Origin of the sequence: Streptomyces thermodiastaticus (assembly GCF_014656135.1) — a bacterium.
In the GTDB taxonomy this organism is placed as follows: Bacteria; Actinomycetota; Actinomycetes; order Streptomycetales; family Streptomycetaceae; genus Streptomyces; species Streptomyces thermodiastaticus.
On the sequence record NZ_BNBV01000029.1, the window covers coordinates 37923 to 55438 of the forward strand.

At 75.4% G+C, this 17516-nt stretch carries 12 protein-coding genes; 8 read left to right on the top strand and 4 right to left on the bottom strand.

Features of this window, described 5'->3' with window-relative positions; genetic code table 11:
* Positions 1–60 precede the first annotated feature (60 nt).
* Entirely contained in the window at positions 61–1560 is a 1500-nt protein-coding gene (locus IE286_RS22445) for an SCO1417 family PLP biosynthesis transcription factor (RefSeq protein ID WP_189798576.1), read from the top strand.
* A gap of 179 nt (positions 1561–1739) precedes the next feature.
* Here IE286_RS22445 and IE286_RS22450 read toward each other — a convergent pair whose 3' ends face one another.
* On the bottom strand, positions 1740–3359 hold the full coding sequence (locus IE286_RS22450) for an ATP-binding cassette domain-containing protein (protein WP_189798577.1): 1620 nt from the start codon (positions 3357–3359) through the stop codon (positions 1740–1742).
* Positions 3360–3415: 56 nt separating this feature from the next.
* A complete protein-coding gene (locus IE286_RS22455) occupies positions 3416–3610 on the bottom strand; it encodes a hypothetical protein (RefSeq protein WP_125496033.1) in 195 nt (64 codons plus the stop codon).
* 333 nt (positions 3611–3943) lie between these two features.
* Here IE286_RS22455 and IE286_RS22460 point away from each other — a divergent pair, with 333 nt between their 5' ends.
* Positions 3944–4336 carry an ankyrin repeat domain-containing protein gene (locus IE286_RS22460; protein ID WP_189798578.1) on the top strand — a complete coding sequence of 131 codons (393 nt, stop codon included), beginning with the start codon at positions 3944–3946 and terminating at the stop codon, positions 4334–4336.
* Positions 4337–4713: 377 nt separating this feature from the next.
* Positions 4714–6135: a HEAT repeat domain-containing protein gene (locus IE286_RS22465; RefSeq protein WP_189798579.1), complete on the top strand. Its 1422-nt coding sequence runs from the start codon at positions 4714–4716 to the stop codon at positions 6133–6135.
* A 119-nt stretch (positions 6136–6254) separates the two neighbouring features.
* On the opposite strand, the gene IE286_RS22470 is transcribed toward IE286_RS22465, so the two are convergent.
* Entirely contained in the window at positions 6255–7307 is a 1053-nt protein-coding gene (locus tag IE286_RS22470; protein WP_189798580.1) for an NAD(P)-dependent alcohol dehydrogenase, read from the bottom strand.
* 92 nt (positions 7308–7399) lie between these two features.
* On the opposite strand from IE286_RS22470, the gene IE286_RS22475 reads away from it, so the two are divergent.
* From IE286_RS22475 to IE286_RS22495, 5 genes are all read left to right on the top strand, one after another.
* On the top strand, positions 7400–7990 hold the full coding sequence (locus tag IE286_RS22475; protein ID WP_189798581.1) for a TetR/AcrR family transcriptional regulator: 591 nt from the start codon (positions 7400–7402) through the stop codon (positions 7988–7990).
* Between the two features lie 299 nt (positions 7991–8289).
* On the top strand, positions 8290–8985 hold the full coding sequence (locus IE286_RS22480; protein ID WP_189798582.1) for a GntR family transcriptional regulator: 696 nt from the start codon (positions 8290–8292) through the stop codon (positions 8983–8985).
* A 118-nt stretch (positions 8986–9103) separates the two neighbouring features.
* Complete coding sequence (locus tag IE286_RS22485) at positions 9104–10630, top strand: hypothetical protein (RefSeq protein WP_189798583.1); 1527 nt, start codon at positions 9104–9106, stop codon at positions 10628–10630.
* 109 nt (positions 10631–10739) lie between these two features.
* Positions 10740–11624 (top strand): hypothetical protein, encoded by an 885-nt coding sequence (locus IE286_RS22490; RefSeq protein ID WP_189798584.1) that lies wholly within the window; start codon positions 10740–10742, stop codon positions 11622–11624.
* A 68-nt stretch (positions 11625–11692) separates the two neighbouring features.
* Positions 11693–16363, top strand: a complete 4671-nt coding sequence (locus tag IE286_RS22495) for a hypothetical protein (protein ID WP_189798585.1) — start codon at positions 11693–11695, stop codon at positions 16361–16363.
* A gap of 322 nt (positions 16364–16685) precedes the next feature.
* Here IE286_RS22495 and IE286_RS22500 read toward each other — a convergent pair whose 3' ends face one another.
* Complete coding sequence (locus tag IE286_RS22500) at positions 16686–17192, bottom strand: hypothetical protein (RefSeq protein WP_372462573.1); 507 nt, start codon at positions 17190–17192, stop codon at positions 16686–16688.
* Positions 17193–17516: the final 324 nt, after the last annotated feature.

Consider the following 17516-nt stretch of genomic DNA (forward strand, 5'->3'; position numbering starts at 1 on the left):
CTCTGTGGCCGCGCGCAGAAGGCCATCCATGGCCAATCCGAGGAAGGTGGACCGGTTCGCATGCCGCAGTGGACCTCCGTGGTGAGTGCCGCGCAGCTCTCCCGCCTGCTCAACTCCCAGCAGCACCGTCCGGCGGGCTCCGGCAGCCGCCGCCCGCCCGCCTACCGGGCCCTGGCCGACGGCGTCCGGGTGCTCGTCCTGGAGGGCCGCGTCCCGGTGGCCGCCCGGCTGCCCGCCGAGCGGGAACTCGCCGCCGCGCTGTCGGTGAGCCGCACCACGGTCGCCGCCGCCTACGAGGCGCTGCGCACCGAGGGCTTCCTGGAGTCCCGGCGGGGGGCGGGCAGCTGGACGGCGGTCCCGGCCGGCAACCCGCTGCCCGCCCGGGGACTGGAGCCCCTGCCGCCGGAGGCACTGGGCTCGATGATCGATCTGGGCACCGCGGCCCTGCAGGCACCCGAGCCGTGGCTCACCCGGGCCGTGCGGGGCGCGCTGGAGGAGCTGCCGCCCTACGCCCACACGCACGGCGACTACCCGGCCGGGCTGCCCGCGCTGCGGTCGATGATCGCCGAGCGCTACACCGCGCGGGGCGTCCCGACCATGCCCGAGCAGATCATGGTCACCACCGGTGCCATGGGCGCCATCGACGCCATCTGCCACCTCTTCGGCGGCCGCGGCGAGCGCATCGCGGTGGAGTCGCCGTCCTACGCCAACATCCTGCAGCTGATGCGGGAGGCGGGTGCCCGGCTGGTGCCGGTGGCGATGGGGGAGGGCCTGAGCGGCTGGGACCTGGACCGGTGGCGCCAGGTGCTGCGCGAGGCCGCGCCCCGCATCGCCTACGTGGTCGCCGACTTCCACAACCCCACCGGCGCTCTCGCCGACGAGGACCAGCGGCGCCGCCTGGTGGAGGCGGCCCGTGCGGCCGGGACGGTGCTGGTCGTCGACGAGACGATGAGCGAGCTGTCCCTGGACCCGGACCTGCGCATGCCGCGGCGGATGTGCGGATTCGACCCCGCAGGCTCCACGGTGATCACCGTGGGCTCGGCCAGCAAGGCCTTCTGGGCCGGTCTGCGCATCGGCTGGGTGCGCGCGGCACCGGACGTGATCCGCAGCCTGGTCGCCGCCCGCGCCTACGCGGACCTGGGCACCCCCGTCCTGGAACAGCTGGCCGTGAACTGGCTGTTCGCCACCGGTGGCTGGGAGGAGGCGGTGCGGCGGCGCCGCGAACAGGCCCGGGAGAACCGAAACGCCCTGGTCGCGGCGGTACGACGGGAACTGCCCGACTGGGAGTTCGAGGTGCCGCGCGGCGGTTTGACCCTGTGGGTGCGCACCGGCGGCCTGTCCGGCTCGCGCCTGGCCGAGGCAGGGGAACGGGTGGGGGTACGGATTCCCTCCGGTCCGCGGTTCGGCGTCGACGGCGCCTTCGAGGGGTACATCCGGCTGCCGTTCACGGTCGGCGGAGCGGTGGCCGACGAGGCCGCGGCGCGTCTGGCGGCGGCGGCCCGCCTGGTCCGCACGGGCGCGTCCGGCAACGGCGCACAGATCCGGAGCTTCGTGGCGTAGCCGCCGCGCCGCCGGCCGGAGGGGCGGATCCATGGTCCTGACGGCATGCGACGGTGCCGCCCCGCCGCGGCCCGCCGGTCCTTTGGGGACCTCCGGTTCTCCGGGCCCGCCCGTGACGGCGCCGTCCGTGTCCTCGCGCGAGGCGCGCGCCGTCGGCGGTGCGCGGCCGCCCCGCTGTCTCAGGACCGGTCCGGCACCGCCGCCTTCGAGGCCATCGACGCGTCGACGGCCTCGGCGGTCGCCTCGCTCACCGGTGTGCCGTCCTCCGGCACCCTCTCCCCGTCCGGGGGCGTCGTCCTGGGCGGCAGCAGATCGAGCACCGCCCGGCGCAGCACCTCGCTCACCGTGTCGTCGTACGGGTCGGGCGTCGCCGGCACCTGCAGCCGGTGCACAGGGCCCGTGCCCAGCCGGGCGTATCCGCGCCCGGGCGGCACGGCGGCGAGCGGCGTGGTGTGCGGAGGGGCGCCGAGCACGGCCTTGACCTGCTCCGGTGTCGCAGGCCCCAGCACCGCGCGGGCACGGGTGTGCTGCCGTACCGCGTCGCACAGCGCGTCGGCGCTGTCGAACTGCTCGGCCACCACCACCGTCACGTTGGCCGCACGGCCGTGCCGCAGCGGCATCTGCAGCAGCGTCTGCGGGTCCTTGCGGCCGTCGGAGGCGGCCAGATGGGTGAAGGCGGTGGGCCGGTCGAGCAGCAGCCACAGCGGGCGCCGGGTGTCGTCGGGCGGCGGATGCCCGGCCTGCCGTGCGCGGTTGACGGCGATCAGCCGGCGCTCGGTCTCGGTGGCGGCCCACTCCAGGCTCGCCAGCACCCCGCCCAGCGTGCACTCGACCGCGAGGACGCCGTCGCGCCCGGTCAGGCAGGCGTACTCGCCGGTGCCGCCGCCGTCGACGACGAGCACGTCGCCGTGGCGCAGGACCTGCAGCGCGATCGAGCGCAGCAGGGTGGAGGTGCCGCTGCCCGGCTGGCCCAGGGCCAGCAGATGCGGCTCGGTGGAGCGCGGGCCCGTGCGCCAGACGACCGGCGGCATGTCGCGCTGTTCCTCGCGGAAGCTCAGGGGGAGGGTGCGCGGAACCTCGCCGGGGTCGGTGAAGCCGAGCACGGTCTCGCCGGGGGCGGTGACGAAACGCTGGGCCGGAATGCCGGCGGGCAGCGGGGCGAGCGCGGTCACCGCCAGCTCGTTGTCCTCCTCGTTCCAGGTGAAGAGGTACTCCCTCCCGCGGCCCGCCTTGGCGGACAGCAGGTGCTCGATCCGGGCGCGGGCCTCCGGTTCGCCGTCGGTGAAGTGGGCGGGGTAGCGGATCAGCAGATGGCACAGGCGGCCGGAGTCGTCGAACCGGTGGTCGGGGAAGGCTTTCTGCCATGCGCCGCCGTGGGCGTACAGCGGGTCGGGGTCGCCGGCGGCGGAGAAGTAGGGCACGAGGGCTTCGTACAGGGCGACCAGGCGCTGGGTGCGAGGCTCGGCCGGGTCCTCGGACGGGGGCGGGGTGCGGTCGCGGCCCTGCCAGGCCGCCGCCGCGGTCACCGTCAGGGCCGCCAGCAGCGGCCCGTACGGCACCATCGCCACCACAAGGATCACCGACCCCACCAGGAACAGCAGGGGACCGCGCCGGTCCTTCGGGGTCTGGGCCCACCTGCGCCGGCCGGCCGCCGCGAGCCGGCGCAGACCACGGGCGATGACGATCAGCGGGTGGAGGACGTCCGTGGCGTTGTCGGCGGCGGTCCGGGCCAGCTCCCGGCTCCGCGCGAGCTGGGCGCCGCCGGCGGTGAGAATGCGGGGGAGGGGGCGCCGGGCCACTTGTGCCTCCTTGGGTGGTGGGTGGGGCGGGGTGTCCCCGTTCGGGCGGTTGCGGGTCAGAACCTCATGCCGCCGAGCAGGCTCGCCAGACTCTCTCCGCCGGCCTTGATGCTCGGTGCGATGGCCGTGCTGGCGAGGTAGAAGCCGAACAGGGCCGACACGCACGCGTGGGAGGGCTTCAGCCCGTCCTTGCGGAAGAACACGAAGACGAGGATGCCGAACAGGACGACGCCTGAGACGGAGAGGATCATGGAAATCTCCTGGTGTCGAGGGGGACAGTCACCCTGAGTCCTTCCAGCATCACAGGATGTGTCTATATGACAAAAGGTGCAACTGGGTGAGATCGGGTCGATTTCCGCCGCGCGGCGGAACCGGCACGGGAACCGGCCGCCCGGTCCTGTTGCGCCCGGCCCGTTCCGCGGTGATCGTTACCCCGGCACCGGGCGCGAAGGACGCCGTCCGGGCCAGTACGCTGGCGGTTCACCCCTACGGCCGATTCCGCGCACGGCCGTACCCGGCGCCCCGCGGGAGCCCGCGCGGCCCCCGCAGTCCCCGACGTCCACAGCGAGAGGCGGTCCGCACGCATGAGTGAAGCCCCTGACCCCGAGGTCGTGGAGCTGGCGACCAAGATCTTCGATCTGGCCCGGCGGGGGCGGACCGAGGCGCTCGTCGCCTACATCGACGCCGGCGTCCCGGCCGACCTCACCAACGACCGTGGCGACTCCCTGGTGATGCTCGCCGCCTACCACGGACACGCCGGCACCGTCCGTGCCCTGCTCGCACGCGGCGCCGAGGCCGACCGCGTCAACGACCGCGGCCAGACACCCCTCGCCGGAGCGGTGTTCAAGGGCGAGCAGGAGGTCGTCGAGGTCCTGCTGGAGGGCGGCGCGGACCCGACGGCGGGGACGCCGTCGGCCGTGGACACGGCCCGCATGTTCGGCCGGACCGAGCTGCTGGAGCTGTTCGGCCGGCAGTGACACGACAAGCCGCGCACGTCCCGGACGGCCCGCCCGCCGGCCGGCCGCGCGGCACCGGCGGCGCGCCCGGCGTGCGTCCCGCCGCCGTACCGGCTACGGGCGGCGGCCACGGCCGGGCGGGGACGTGCCGCCGGAAATTTCGGTCGCGGCGGCGCGGACGCCGGGTCATCATGACGTCGTGATTCACGGACGCGACGGCTGGGCAGGTGTTGCCGCACCGCGCGGTCCGTGATGCGGCCCGTCCGGGCCACCGACGAGAGGCAGAGGACATGGTCTACAGCAAGCAAGCAACGGCGGGCGCCCCGACGTGTTGTCACGCAGCCAGGTGATGCGCGGTTCCCGGTTGCGTCGACGCTCGATGTGAGGCTGTGTTGTCCATGTTCGATCCGGTCATAGCGCCCAGCGGCACGCTGCTCGGCCTTCTGCAGCGGGGCCGAGGCGACGGCACGCTGCACGCGCTCACCGCCCCCCGCGCCGAGGCGCTGGCGGCGCTGGAACAGTGCGTGCGGCACGATCCCCGCCACGACTGGCGGGTGGAGAACCGCTCCCTGTACTACGCCCGGCTCTATCTCGACCTCGCCGGCGACCTGGACGCGATCGAGGCCCACCTGTTCGCTCCCGAGGACGCCCTCGACCCCGACGAGTCCCGCACCGGGCTGTCCCTCGCCGTCCTCGGCCACCTCGCCTCCTACGGCCGGCGCGACGCCCTCGGGCTGCTGCGCCGGTACGCCGCGAGCGGCTCCAACTGGGCCTGGGCCCTGGACGAGCTGGCGCTCAGGGACGACGACGCCGGGCTGCGCGCCCTGGCCGAACCGGTCCTGGCGCGCTTTCCCGCCGACCCCCAGGGCGAGGCCGAGCTGGCCGCCGCCGTCCGCGACGCCTTCGAACCGCGCCCGTGGCGGCTGTGGGCCGAGGACCCGCGCCCGGCGATCGCCGGACGGGTGCGGGCCGCCCAGGAGGCCGGCAGCTTCGACCGCTGGCGACGGCAGCTGCGGCCCGGCGGCCCCCGCCCCGGGTGGAGCGTGCAGGCCGTGTTCGACTGGGCACAGCAGGGCCTGGAGCGCGGCACCGCCCGCCATGTCCCCGCCGCGCGCTGTCTGGCCGCCGTGGCCGGAGTCGGGGACCGCGGCACGATCCTGCGGGCCGCCCGAGAGGGCGCCGAGGCCGCCCGCTGCACCGCCCTGCGCTACCTCGCCGACAGCGACGACCCGGACGCCCTCGACCTGATCGAGGCGGCCGCGACGACCGGCCCCGCCGCGGTGGCCGAGGCCGCCGTCGAGGCCTTCGAACGGATGCGCAGCGACGCCGCCCTGGACCGGGCCCGCGGCTGGGCCCGCCGCCCCGGCGCGCTGGGCGCCGCCGCCGGACGCATGCTCGCCTGCCGCGGCGGCGCCCGGGACCGCGACCTCGTCCTCGCCGCCCTGCGCCGGACCGCCCGGGGCGAGGGCCCCGACGCGCCCGCCCTGTGGACCCTCGTCGAGGGCGCCGGCCGCCTGGGCATCGCCTGTGCCGCACCGGTGCTGCGGCACATCTACCGGGAGACGGCCTCCTCCCATCTGCGCGGCCGCGCAGCCCGCGCGCTCGCCGCGACCGACCCCTCCTTCCCCGCCGGGTTCGCCGTGGAATGCCTCTGGGACTGCGAGGAGAGCACCCGTGAACTCGCCGCCCGCTACGCCGAGACCGGGGACAGCCGCGTCGTGGAGCGCCTGCGCCGGCTGGCCGCCGACCCCGCCGAGGAGGCCGAGGTGCAGACGGCCGTCCGCAGCCGCATCGGCCCCGGCGACACGCCGCTCGCCTGACCGGTCCCCGGCCGCCCGGCCGTGCTCGGGGCGCGGCCCGGGACCGGGCGGGCAGCGGCGGCTTGCCGTGCGCACGAGGGTGCGGGGCCGGGGCCGCGCCACGCCCGGCCCCGCACCCGCTACCGGTCCGAATGGTCCAGGTCGGACATGTCCAGCACGAACCGGTAGCGGACGTCACCCGCGGCAAGACGGTCCAGGGCGGTCTCCACCCGGCTGGACGGCAGGACCTCGACGTCCGCGGTGATGCCGTGCTCGGCGCAGAAGGCGAGCATCTCCGCGGTCTGCCGCAGCCCTCCCGTGCCGGAGGCGGTGAGCTTCTTGCGGCCGGTGACGAGCTCGAACAGCTTCGGCGCGTCCATCAGGGGGTTGCCGAGGACGCACAGCGTACCGTCGAGGCCCAGCATGCCGAGCAGCGGCGCGAGGTCGTGGCCGGCCGAGATCGTGTCGAGGACGAGATCGAAGCGCCCCCTGGCCGCGGCCACCTGGGCCTCGTCGGTGGTCACGATCAGCCCGGCCGCCCCGAGCCGCAGGGCGTCCTTCTCCTTGGCGGCGCCGCGGCTCAGGACGGTGACCTCGGCGCCGAGCGCTGCGGCGAACTTCACCGCGAGGTGGCCGAGCCCGCCGAGCCCGGCGACGGCCACGCGGTGCCCCGGACCCGTGCCGGCGGCCCGCAGCGGCTCCCAGACGCTGATGCCGGCGCAGAGCAGCGGTGCCGCCGCGGCCGCATCGAGCGCGTCGGGCAGACGGAACGCGAACGTCTCGCGCAGCACGTACTCCCGGCTGTAGGCACCCAGGGTCGGCGTGCCGTCGATGCGGTCGGTGCCGCCGTAGGTGGTGGTCGGGCCCTCGTGGCAGTAGTTCTCCTGCCCGGCCCGGCACATGGCGCACGCCCCGCACGAGTCGACGATCGTGCCGATGGCGACCCGGTCGCCCGTACAGAAGCGGGTGGCTTTCTCGCCGGTGGCGACGACCACGCCGGTCGCCTCGTGACCGGGGACGAGGTTCTTCTCGCCGAGCAACCCGTGGATCCGGTGCAGGTCGCTGTGGCACACACCGCAGTAGTCGATCCGCACGGCGATGTCGTCGGGCCGCAGGTCACGCCGGTCGAGGGTGACGCGGGTCAGTGCGTTGGAGGCGGGGTCGAAGCTCCGCCAGCCGGTCGTCCTCCTCATGGACGGCTCCTCTCTATGAAGATGAAGCGGAATTCCGGTTCATCTTAACGCGACTCCGGAATGATCGTTCCGATTCGCCTAGACTGAGGGCGATGAGCGAACGACCCAGCCCCTCGGCCCCCCGGCGCGCGCCGCGCCGCGACGCCCTGCGCAACGACGCCGTCGTCATCCAGGCGGCACGCGAGGTCTTCGCCGAGCAGGGGCCGCAGGCGAGCATGGAGTCCATCGCCGCGCGGGCCGGCCTCGGCGTCGGCACGATCTACCGCCGCTTCCCGGGCAAGGACGCCCTCCTCGACGCGATCGCGCGGCTCTTCGTCCAGGAGCTGGACGAGGCGACCGCGGCGGCCCTCGCGGATCCCGATCCCGCGGCCGGGCTGGAGCGGTTCCTCGACTTCGTCGGCGCCTTCAACACCGAGAAGCGCCGCTACGCGTCCTTGCTGGCCGGCCGGCTCGGAGCCGACGACGAGGTGAGCAGACCCACCTTCGAGCGGATCCGGCAGCTCACGCAGAAGGCGGTCGACGCCGGACATCTGGCGCCCGACGTGACCGGCGACGACATCAGGGCGCTCGTCGCCGCGATCCACGCGGTGGTCGCCGCGGCGCCGGACGGGGACGGCTCGGCGTGGCGCCGTTTCGTCCGCATCCACCTCGCCGGGCTGCGCGCCGGCCGGACGGAGGGATGACCGGGCGGGACGACGACCGCTCGCACCGGCGCCGGACCACGGCACCCCCCTGCCGCCGGACGACCGGACGGCGCGGCCGACGGATGCCGCCGTCCCCAAGGACGCGGCCGAGTGCCGCCGGACGACCGGAAGCGCGACCGACGGACGCCCCCGTACCGGACGGCGCGGCCGACGGACGCCCCCGTGCCGGACGACGCGACCGCTCGCGCCACGTCCGGCGATCGTTTTCGGCCGCTCGTTGAACGATTCCGCGATACCCGTGTTGTTTCGTTCTCGCACGATGCGGTTGAATCACGGGCATGGCTGAGCACCTGAGAGAACTGGCCGACGACCGCGCCCTCCTGGGTCGCACGAGCACCGCCGAGCGGGTCGCGGACATCCTCAGGAGCCGTATCGCCGAAGGGTACTTCCCGCCCGGGACCCGGCTGTCGGAGGACAGCATCGGCGGCGCGCTCGGCGTCTCCCGCAACACCCTGCGCGAGGCCTTCCGGCTGCTCACCCACGAGCGGCTGCTCGTCCACGAGCTGAACCGGGGCGTGTTCGTCCGGGTGCTCACCGTCGAGGACGTCGAGGACATCTACCGCACCCGCCGCCTCGTCGAGTGCGCCGTCGTGCGCGGTCTGGGCGAGCCGCCGTACGCGCTCGACGACGTGGCGGAGGCCGTCGCCGAGGGCCGGCGGGCTGCCCGTACCGGCGACTGGAAGGCGCTGGGCACCTCCAACATCCACTTCCACCGCGCGCTGGTCGCGCTCGCGGGCAGCGAACGCACCGACGAGCTGATGCGCAGCGTCTTCGCCGAACTCCGGCTCGCCTTCCACGTCGTGGACGACCCGCGCCGGCTGCACGAGCCCTACCTCGCCCGCAACGAGCAGCTCCTGCAGACCCTGCAGGAGGGCCGCCGCGAGGAGGCCGAACAGCAACTCGCCGTCTACCTCGACGAGTCGCTGGACGGCGTCGTCGAGGTCTACCGGCGAAGGGTCGGCCAGACCGCCTGACCCCGCCCGGCCCGCGCGCGGTCACGAGCGCACGGCACGCTGCCGACGTGGCGTGTCCTCGACGATGGCGACCCGCGCCGTTTGGGAGGTTGTCCGATCGAGGACCTAGTCTGTGATCGTGACTTCGCCTGCAATGACGGACAGTGATCCGCCCCAGCTCAGCGCGGGGCCGCGGCCCGCTCTGGGCCCGGCCGCCGACGAGGGACTGGCGCGGCGGCTGCGCGCACTCGCGTGCACCGCGCCCCTGCACGACCTCGACGCGCGCAAGGCGAATCTCGCCGGCGAGTACACGGTGTACGGAATGGCGGAGATCGCCCTCGCCGCGATCGATCTCGTCACGCTCCACATGGACTTCGACACCGGCGCCGACCACGACGAGGTCGTCGCCCGGCTGATCCCGCGCGTCGCCGCCCAGGCCCCCGAGCGGCCGGCCGCCGAGCACGAGCGGGTGGCCCGCTGGGTCCTGGAGAACCTGATCAACGTCGGCAGCGCCGACCGCGGCTTCCGCGTCGTCTACGGCACGTTCGAGCCCGACGGCACCTATGTGCGGCGGGACTACGACTTCAAGCTGATCGAGGAGGTCCCCGGCCCCGGTGGCAGCGTGTACCTGCGCACCACCGACGAGGCGGTCAACGTCCTCGTCGGCGCCCTCGACACCGACGTCACCAGCGCGCAGATCGCCGCCGAGGTCAAGCTGGAGGTGCTCATCAGCCGGGGCCGGCTGGCCGACGCCCAGCTCGCCGCCGAACAGGCCCGCTACCGCACCGTGCAGTACGCCGAGTCGCTGCGCCGCGCCCTGGAGGCCACCCGGCGCAACGTCCGCGCGGTGGACTGGCTGAAGGCGGTCCCCGACATGATCGCCGAGGCGCTGGACCACGTCGCCGAGCGCTACCGGCACGAGAACGCGGTCCTCACCAACATCCGCCGGGCCCGCGACGAGTCCGAGGACCCCGAGCACAAGCGGCGCGCCGCCGAACTCGTCGACATCGTCAAGGACTGCATCCGCCGCCACACCCAGCTGCAGGTGCGGCTGCTGGAGGCGGGCCCCCTCTTCCGCGCCGAACAGGACCGGCAGGCCTTCGCCGCCCCGGTCACCGCCTCCGGCACGGACCTGTACGGGCATCTGCTCGCCCCGACCCTGCCGCTGCCGCTGGAGCAGGCGCTCCGCGTCACCGACGCGTTCTTCGCCCGCGGCACCGGACTGCGCACCCCGGTGTCCGTGCGCCTCGGCGACCTGGTGGACCTCCTGCTCACCCCGCCCGCCGAACGCGACCACCTCGGCGCGGAGATGCCCGAACCCGACCTGATCGCCACCCCGGACGACAGCCGGTTCAGCGAGGAGCAGATGGCCGCCGCCCAGGAGCTGCTGGACCTGCCGGCCGACGCGCCGCGCCGGCTGTCCGGGCTGCTCGCCGAGGCCCGCCGGCAGGACCCCGACCTGCCGTACCTGGTCGCCCTGCTGGCCGTGCACGCCGCCAGCCCGCCGGTCGGCACCGCCTACCGCCAGGGCGAGGAGAAGCTGCTGTTCGCCGTGGACGACGGCACCGAGCTGGACGACCCCGAGTTCGGCGGGGCGGACCTCATCGTCGGCACCGCGCTGCTGGACGCCGCCGGGATGGCCGCCGACCGCACGGAGGCCGTGTGACCCTCCGCCCCACCACCCCGGCGGAGCGTGCCGCCGGCCGTCCGCCGTGCCCGCCGCCCGTCCCCGCCCGCCGTCGTCGTCCCACCGTGAGATACAAGGAGTTGTGTCCGTGACCGAGCACGTCGAGCGCATCGAGCCGGACAGCGGCGGTGCGGCCGGGCCGGCCCCCGTCACGCCCGCCGACGCCGCCGACGCGGCCCGGCTCGTCGCCTTCGGTCTGCAGCCCAGACTGCAGCCGGCCCGCGACCAGGAGTACGCCGACCTGCTGCGCCGCCACCGCGAGGACCCGGCCTTCGCCCGGCTCGCCGACGCCGTGGCCGCCGGCCTCGGCCTGGTCGTGCTGGAGGTGTCCCCGCGCGCGGGCATGGTGGTCACCGCCGCCGAGGACTCGGTGTTCGCCGTCCGCATGGGCGACTACGCCCGCCGCACCGCCGCCGACTCCGGCGACCGCTTCCTGCACGGGCTCGCCCATCTCGCTGTCGCCGCCCTCGCGTTCCCGCGCCCCGAGGACCTCGCGGACGACGCCTACGTCGGCCGGGTCACGGTCAACGGCGTCGACGCCTTCGTCCGCCAGGCCTGCCGCCGCCTGGAGGAACGCGCCGAGGAGAGCGGCGAGAACACCGACCCCGCCACCGACGCCCCCGGCCTGGAGGCCGCCTGGCGCGTCTGGGCCCGGCGCAGCGCCACCGGCGCCACCAAGGACGCCCGCCGGCCCGCCTCCTCCACCACCGGCATCGTCGCCAAGGCCATGGCCTTCCTCGCCGACTCCGGATTCCTGCAGCGCACCGGCGACGACAACGGCGGCACCTACCGCACCACCGCCCGCTACCAGCTCCAGGTCCGCGACATGGCGGGCAGCGCCGCCCTCGCCGAACTGCTGGACCTCGGCATCGTCCCGGTCACCGACGGCACCCCCAGCCTGCTGCCCGCCGAGGACACCGACGACCTGGACCTGGTCGCCGAGGCCGGGCTGCCGTTCCACACGCCGTCCTGACCCCTGAGGGGCCCGCCTCCCGCGGCCCCGCACCACCCCGATTAGCACAACACTGACGAGAGTCCGCCATGTACGAGCTGTCCCGGGTCCGCCTCTACTCCATCGGGCCTGCCGGTGCGCGCTACGCCGACACCGTGCTCGACCTGCGGGGCGTGGGCGAACCGGTGCCCGAACCCGCACCCACGCAGGGGGAGTTCTTCGAGGAGGAACCGGCCGGCCCGCCGCGCCGCCCCGCCCCGGCCGGTGTGCTGTTCCTGGAGAACGGCGGCGGCAAGTCGGTCCTGCTCAAACTGATCTTCTCGGTGATGCTGCCCGGTCACCGCAACACCCTCGGCGGCGCCAGTTCCGGCGTGCTGCGCAAGTTCCTCCTCGCCGACGACTGCGGGCACGTCGCGCTGGAGTGGCAGCACGTGCAGACCGGCGAGTGCGTGGTCGTCGGCAAGGTCAGCGAGTGGCGCGGACGCCAGATCTCCACCGACCCGCGGAAGTTCGCCGAGGCCTGGTACTCCTTCCGCCCCGGCCCCGGCCTCACCCTGGACAACCTGCCCGTGGCCGAGGCCACCTCCATCCGCCCGCCCGCCGAGGGCACCTCCGGCGCCAAGGGCCGGCGCCGCACCATGAAGGGGTTCCGGGACGCCCTCACCGAGGCCGGCAAGGCCTACCCGCACCTGCAGGTGCACTGGGAGGAGATCCACGAACGCTGGACCGAGCACCTCGGCGAGCTCGGCCTGGACCCCGAACTCTTCCGCTACCAGCGCGAGATGAACGCCGACGAGGGCGAGGCGGCCGGCCTGTTCGCGGTGAAGAAGGACTCCGACTTCACCGACCTGCTGCTGCGCGCCGTCACCGACACCCGCGACACCGACGGCCTCGCCGACCTGGTCAGCGGCTTCGCCGACAAGCTGGGCCGGCGCGCCGAGCTGATCGCCGAGAAGGACTTCACCGCCGGGTCCGTGGAACTGCTCGGCCGGGTCGTGGACGCCGACCAGGCACGCGCCCGGGCCCGCGACGTGCACGCCGGCGCCGAGCGCCGCACCCGCACCCTGGCCCGCCGGCTGTCCGCCCGGGCCGCGCAGGAGCGGGCCCGCGCCGCCGACCTCGCCCAGCGCGTCACCGCAGCCGCCCACGCCGTCACCGACTGCGAGAGCGCCCGCGAACGCAGCGCGCTGATCTCCGCCGAACTCGCCTACCGGCACGCCTCCCTCGCGCTGGCCGCCGCCGAGAAAGCCGCCGCCGCGCAGAAGAAGGAACTCGCCGAGGCACGCACCCTGCACTCCGCCTGGCAGGCCGCCGAGGCCGTGCTGCGCCACCGCGCCGCCGCCGACCGGGTGGCCCGCGTCTCCGCCGCGATCCAGGAGGCCGAACGGGACGCGGCCCCGGCGCTCGCCGCCCGCACCGAGGCCGCCGTGGACCTCGTCCGCGCCCTGCACGCCGCCGCCGAGGAGGCCGAAGCCCTCGCCAATGAGGGCGAGGAACGCTCCGCACAGCTGCAGGAGCTGAGCGAGAGCGCGCACCGGGACGCGACCGCCGCCGCCACCGAGGCGCAGCGCGCCCGCAGCGAGGCCGAGCACCTGCGGCAGCGGCTGGCCGAGGTCGAGCAGGAGACCGCCGACGCGGTCCGTGCCGGATGGCTCGACGACAGCGCCCCAGACGCCGACCCGGCCCGTGCCGCGCTGGCCGCCAGCGACGCGGAACAGACCGCCGTCGCCGCCTTCGACGAGGCCCGCGAGGCCGCCCGCACGGCCGGCGAACGCGCCCGCGAGGCGGCCGCCGAGGCCTCCCGCGCCGAACTGATCGACGCCCGCGCCGCCGCCGCGGCCGCCGCCGCCGAACGGGACCACGACGCCGAGCGCCGCACCGCCGAGGCGCTCGCGACCGAGGAACGGCTTGCCGAACTGCTCGGCCTGCCCTCGGCGGCCGCCCGCGTCACGGTGCCCGGACCGCGTCCCGCGTCCGACGACGCGGACGGCACCGGCGCACCGGGTGCGGCGTCCCCGAACGCCCCCGAGGCCGCCGCCCGCCCCCGGACCGAAGGGCCGCTGACCGCCGAGGACCTGGACCGCTACGCCGAGGAGCTGCGCGCCCTGCTGGACGACGCGGTCGCCTCCGCCGAACGGCAGCTGTTCGACCTGCGCACCGCCGCCGCGGACGACGCGCGGATCCTCGGCGCGCTCGGCGACGGCGGCCTGCTCCCGCCGTCCCCGGACGTGCTGGCCACCGTCGAGTTCCTCGGCGAGCTGGGCATCCCCGCCCTGCCCGGCTGGCGCTACCTCGCCCAGGCCGTCGACCCCGCCGACCACGCCCGCGTGCTGGCCGCCCGGCCCGAACTCGTCGACGGTGTGATCATCACCGACCCGGACACTCACGCCCGGGCCCGCGAGGCACTCGCCGACGCCGCCCTGCTGCCCCGGTCCGCGGTGGCCGTCGGCACCGCCGCCGCGCTGCTCGCCCCGGCCCCTGAGACCGGCTCGGGCGAGGGCGAGGTCTTCCTCGTCCCGCCGAACCCGGCCATGCACGACGAACTCGCCGCCGACGAGGAGCGGCAGGCGCTGCGGGCACGGGCCGCCGAACGCGACGAGGAGATCCGCCGGCTCGCCGCCCGGCTCGGCAAGGACCGTGAACTGTCCGCCCGGCTCGCCTCCTGGCGTGCCGGCTGCCCGGCGGGACGGCTGGCCGAACTCGCCGAGGCCGTCCGCGCCGCCCGCCGGTTCGCCGAGGAGGCCGAGGCCGAACTGGCCGAGGCCCGCGCCGCGCTGACGGAGGCCGAGGAGGCCGCCGCCGAGGCCGCCCGGCTCCGCGACGAGCGGCAGGAGACCGCCCAGCAGGCCCGCCGTGCCGCCGCCGCCCTCTCCGGGCTCGCCTCCCGGCTGCGGGAACGCGCCGGCTGGCAGGCCCGGCTGCGGGAGGCCGCCGCCGAGGCCGCCGAGGCCGAGGCCCGCGCCCAGGCCTGCCTGGAGCGCGCCCGCGCCGCCGACGAGGACCGCCGGGCCGCCCAGCGCGCCGCCGACGACGCCCGCCGCACCGCCCGCGCCCTGCGCGCCGAACGCTCCGAGATCGCCGGTGCCTCCGACGACCTGCCCGAGGCGGACGCGGAGGCGCCCAAGGCGTCCCTGCCCGCCCTGCGCGAGGCCTACCGGGCCGCCTCCCAGGTGTACGAGAAGGTCGGCGTCGGCGCCGACCTGCGCGCCGAGCAGGCCCGCGCGGAGAGCGACGAGAGCGCCGCCCGCGCCGAACTGGACCGCCTCAGCAACAAGGTCCGCACCCGCGCCGAACAGCTCCTGCAGTCGCCCGACGGCTCCGACGGCCCGTCCCGGCAGGCCGCCGCCGCCCGCGCGGAGGAACTGGTGCACGTGCTGGAGGCCCGCATGTCCTCGGCCAGCGAACAGCTCGGCCGGCTGCGCGGCGAGGCCGAGCGGCTGGCACCCGCGGACGGCGAGGGCCACACCGACCTGCCCGAGGACCTGATCCCCGCCGACGCCGGCCACGCCCAGGCCCTGCTGCGCACCGCCACCGCCGAACTCGCCTCCCGAACCGAGGCCTTGGAGCAGGCCCGGCAGACCCACCAGGAGCTGCTCGACGCCCACCGGGCCGCCGAGGACGCGGCCGGCGGCTTCGACGAACTCGCCGCGATGCTCCGCGATTCGCTGCGCGATCCGGCCGGGGAGGAGGAGCAGACCGACCCGGAGCCCTACCCCGGCAGCATGGAGGCGGCCCGGCAGGCGGCCGCCGAGGCCCGCCGCTCGCTGCGCGGCTGCGCCGCCGACCTGTCGGCCGCCGAGACCGCCGTGCGCGAGGCCGCCGACGTCCTCGTCCGGCACGCCAACTCCGCCCGCTACGAGCAGGTGCGCACCCCCGCCCGGCAGCAGATCCGCGAACTGCCCGCCTCCGCCCTGCCCGAGCACGCCCAGCGGTGGGCCGACGCCTTCGCACCCCGGCTGCGCGTCCTCACCGACGAACTCGCCCAGCTGGAACGCAACCGGGACTCGATCGTGGACCGGCTGCGCGGCCTGGTCGAGTCGGCGCTCGCCACGCTCCGCTCCGCCCAGCGCCTGTCCCGCCTGCCGGAGGGCCTGGGGGAGTGGTCCGGGCAGGAGTTCCTGCGCATCCGCTTCGAGGAACCCGACCAGGCCACCCTCACCGAGCGGCTCGGGGAGGTCATCGACGAGGCCACCCGCGCCGCCGTGAAGAAGAACTCCGATCTGCGCCGCGACGGCATGTCCCTGCTGCTGCGCGGGGTCGCCGCCGCACTGCGGCCCAAGGGCGTCGCCGTGGAGATCCTCAAACCGGACGCGGTGCTGCGCGCCGAACGCGTCCCGGTCGGGCAGATGGGCGATGTCTTCTCCGGCGGCCAGCTGCTCACCGCCGCCATCGCCCTGTACTGCACCATGGCGGCCCTGCGCAGCAACGACCGCGGCCACGACCGGCACCGCCACGCCGGCACCCTGTTCCTGGACAACCCCATCGGGCGGGCCAATGCGACGTATCTGCTGGAGCTGCAGCGCGCCGTCGCCGACGCGCTCGGGGTCCAGCTGCTGTACACCACCGGCCTGTTCGACACCACGGCGCTGGCGGAATTCCCGCTGGTCATCAGGCTGCGCAACGACGCCGACCTGAGGGCCGGACTGAAGTACATCAGCGTCGAGGAACACCTGCGTCCCGGCCTGCCGCAGCCGACGCCGGAGGGGCAGGCGGTGCACAGCGAGATCACGGCGACGCGGATGTTCAAACGGCCGGCCTGATCGCCTGATCCCGGGCCCGCCCAGCGGAGGCCGGACGGTTCGGGCGAGTTCAGTGCCGTGGTGTGATGCCGGCCTTCATGACCCGCAGGGGTCGTGGAGGCCGGCGCCGTGCCGTAGTCCCCCGGGGACGGCGTTCGGGGCACAGCGGTCGAGCGGTCGGAGAGGACGTCGCCGGGCTGGGAAGTCCGGGTGCGGAAGACACCCCTGCCAGGCCGGGGCGCGGCGGATCACGTCGACGGCCCGCCGCCGGAGCCCGGGCCGTTCCTGGCACGGCAGGGCCGCTCGGCCGCCGCCGGACGCCCGGCCGGGCCCAGTACGGGCGTCACGGGTGCGACAGCTGCTCCGAGCCGCCCCTGCGGCGCATGCGTGCCTCGGCGCGCGCGGCGGCCTTCGCCTCCCGCCGGGCCCGGCGCCGTTCGCGCCGCAGGGCCCGCGCGGTGCTGCGCGGCGTCGAGACCACGCCGCCGCGCTGCACCCACACCTGCCGGGTCACCCAGACGTCCAGCACCGCCCAGGTCGCCACCACCGTGCCGGCCACGGCGAACAGGACCATGGGGAAGGCCAGCCAGGACCCCGCCATCGTCAGCAGGAACGCGGTCACGGCGAGCACGAGCGTCACGGCGACGATCAGCACCGCCCGCACGGCCGCCTCGCGCACGGGATCGGGCAGCCTGGGCCGCCGCGCGGGCTCCTCCACCCACAGGGGTCTGCGCGGACCGGGGCGGTCCGCCTGCTGTGGTGTGCCCCTCATGTGTCCCTCCCCGCTGCCGGCACCGCCCGCCCCCCGGGTGTCCCCGTACCGGCTACCTCGTGACTGCCCGCCACGCACCGCTTCACGCCTGTGCACCGGCCGGTACCACGCCCCGCCGCGGTGACTCCGCGCGTCCCGGTGTGCCCTGGACCGTCCCGGTGCGCCATCGACAAGGACGCACGGCAGGCCGTGAAGATTCCCGCCCGCCGGAACATACCGGACCCTCACCCGCCGAACCCCTCACCAGGGCATCCGTCCGGTACATCCCCCTTCCGGCCGAGACATCCGTCGTACCGGGACGACTCGACCCGGTCGCGACCGAGAACGGACGTTTGCGTTCCGGTCGGCTCTTCGAATAATCCGGTGGTCGGTAGTAGGCTCGCGCCGTTTCGTGACGCACAG

Excerpts from the sequence above, each read along its gene's own strand:
- IE286_RS22475 (WP_189798581.1), top strand. The coding sequence starts at position 7,400 with ATGAGCGAACGACCCAGCCCCTCGGCCCCCCGGCGCGCGCCGCGCCGC.
- IE286_RS22470 (WP_189798580.1), bottom strand. The coding sequence starts at position 7,307 with ATGAGGAGGACGACCGGCTGGCGGAGCTTCGACCCCGCCTCCAACGCA.
- IE286_RS22455 (WP_125496033.1), bottom strand. The coding sequence starts at position 3,610 with ATGATCCTCTCCGTCTCAGGCGTCGTCCTGTTCGGCATCCTCGTCTTC.
- IE286_RS22480 (WP_189798582.1), top strand. The coding sequence starts at position 8,290 with ATGGCTGAGCACCTGAGAGAACTGGCCGACGACCGCGCCCTCCTGGGT.
- IE286_RS22460 (WP_189798578.1), top strand. The coding sequence starts at position 3,944 with ATGAGTGAAGCCCCTGACCCCGAGGTCGTGGAGCTGGCGACCAAGATC.
- IE286_RS22445 (WP_189798576.1), top strand. The coding sequence starts at position 61 with ATGCCGCAGTGGACCTCCGTGGTGAGTGCCGCGCAGCTCTCCCGCCTG.
- IE286_RS22495 (WP_189798585.1), top strand. The coding sequence starts at position 11,693 with ATGTACGAGCTGTCCCGGGTCCGCCTCTACTCCATCGGGCCTGCCGGT.
- IE286_RS22465 (WP_189798579.1), top strand. The coding sequence starts at position 4,714 with ATGTTCGATCCGGTCATAGCGCCCAGCGGCACGCTGCTCGGCCTTCTG.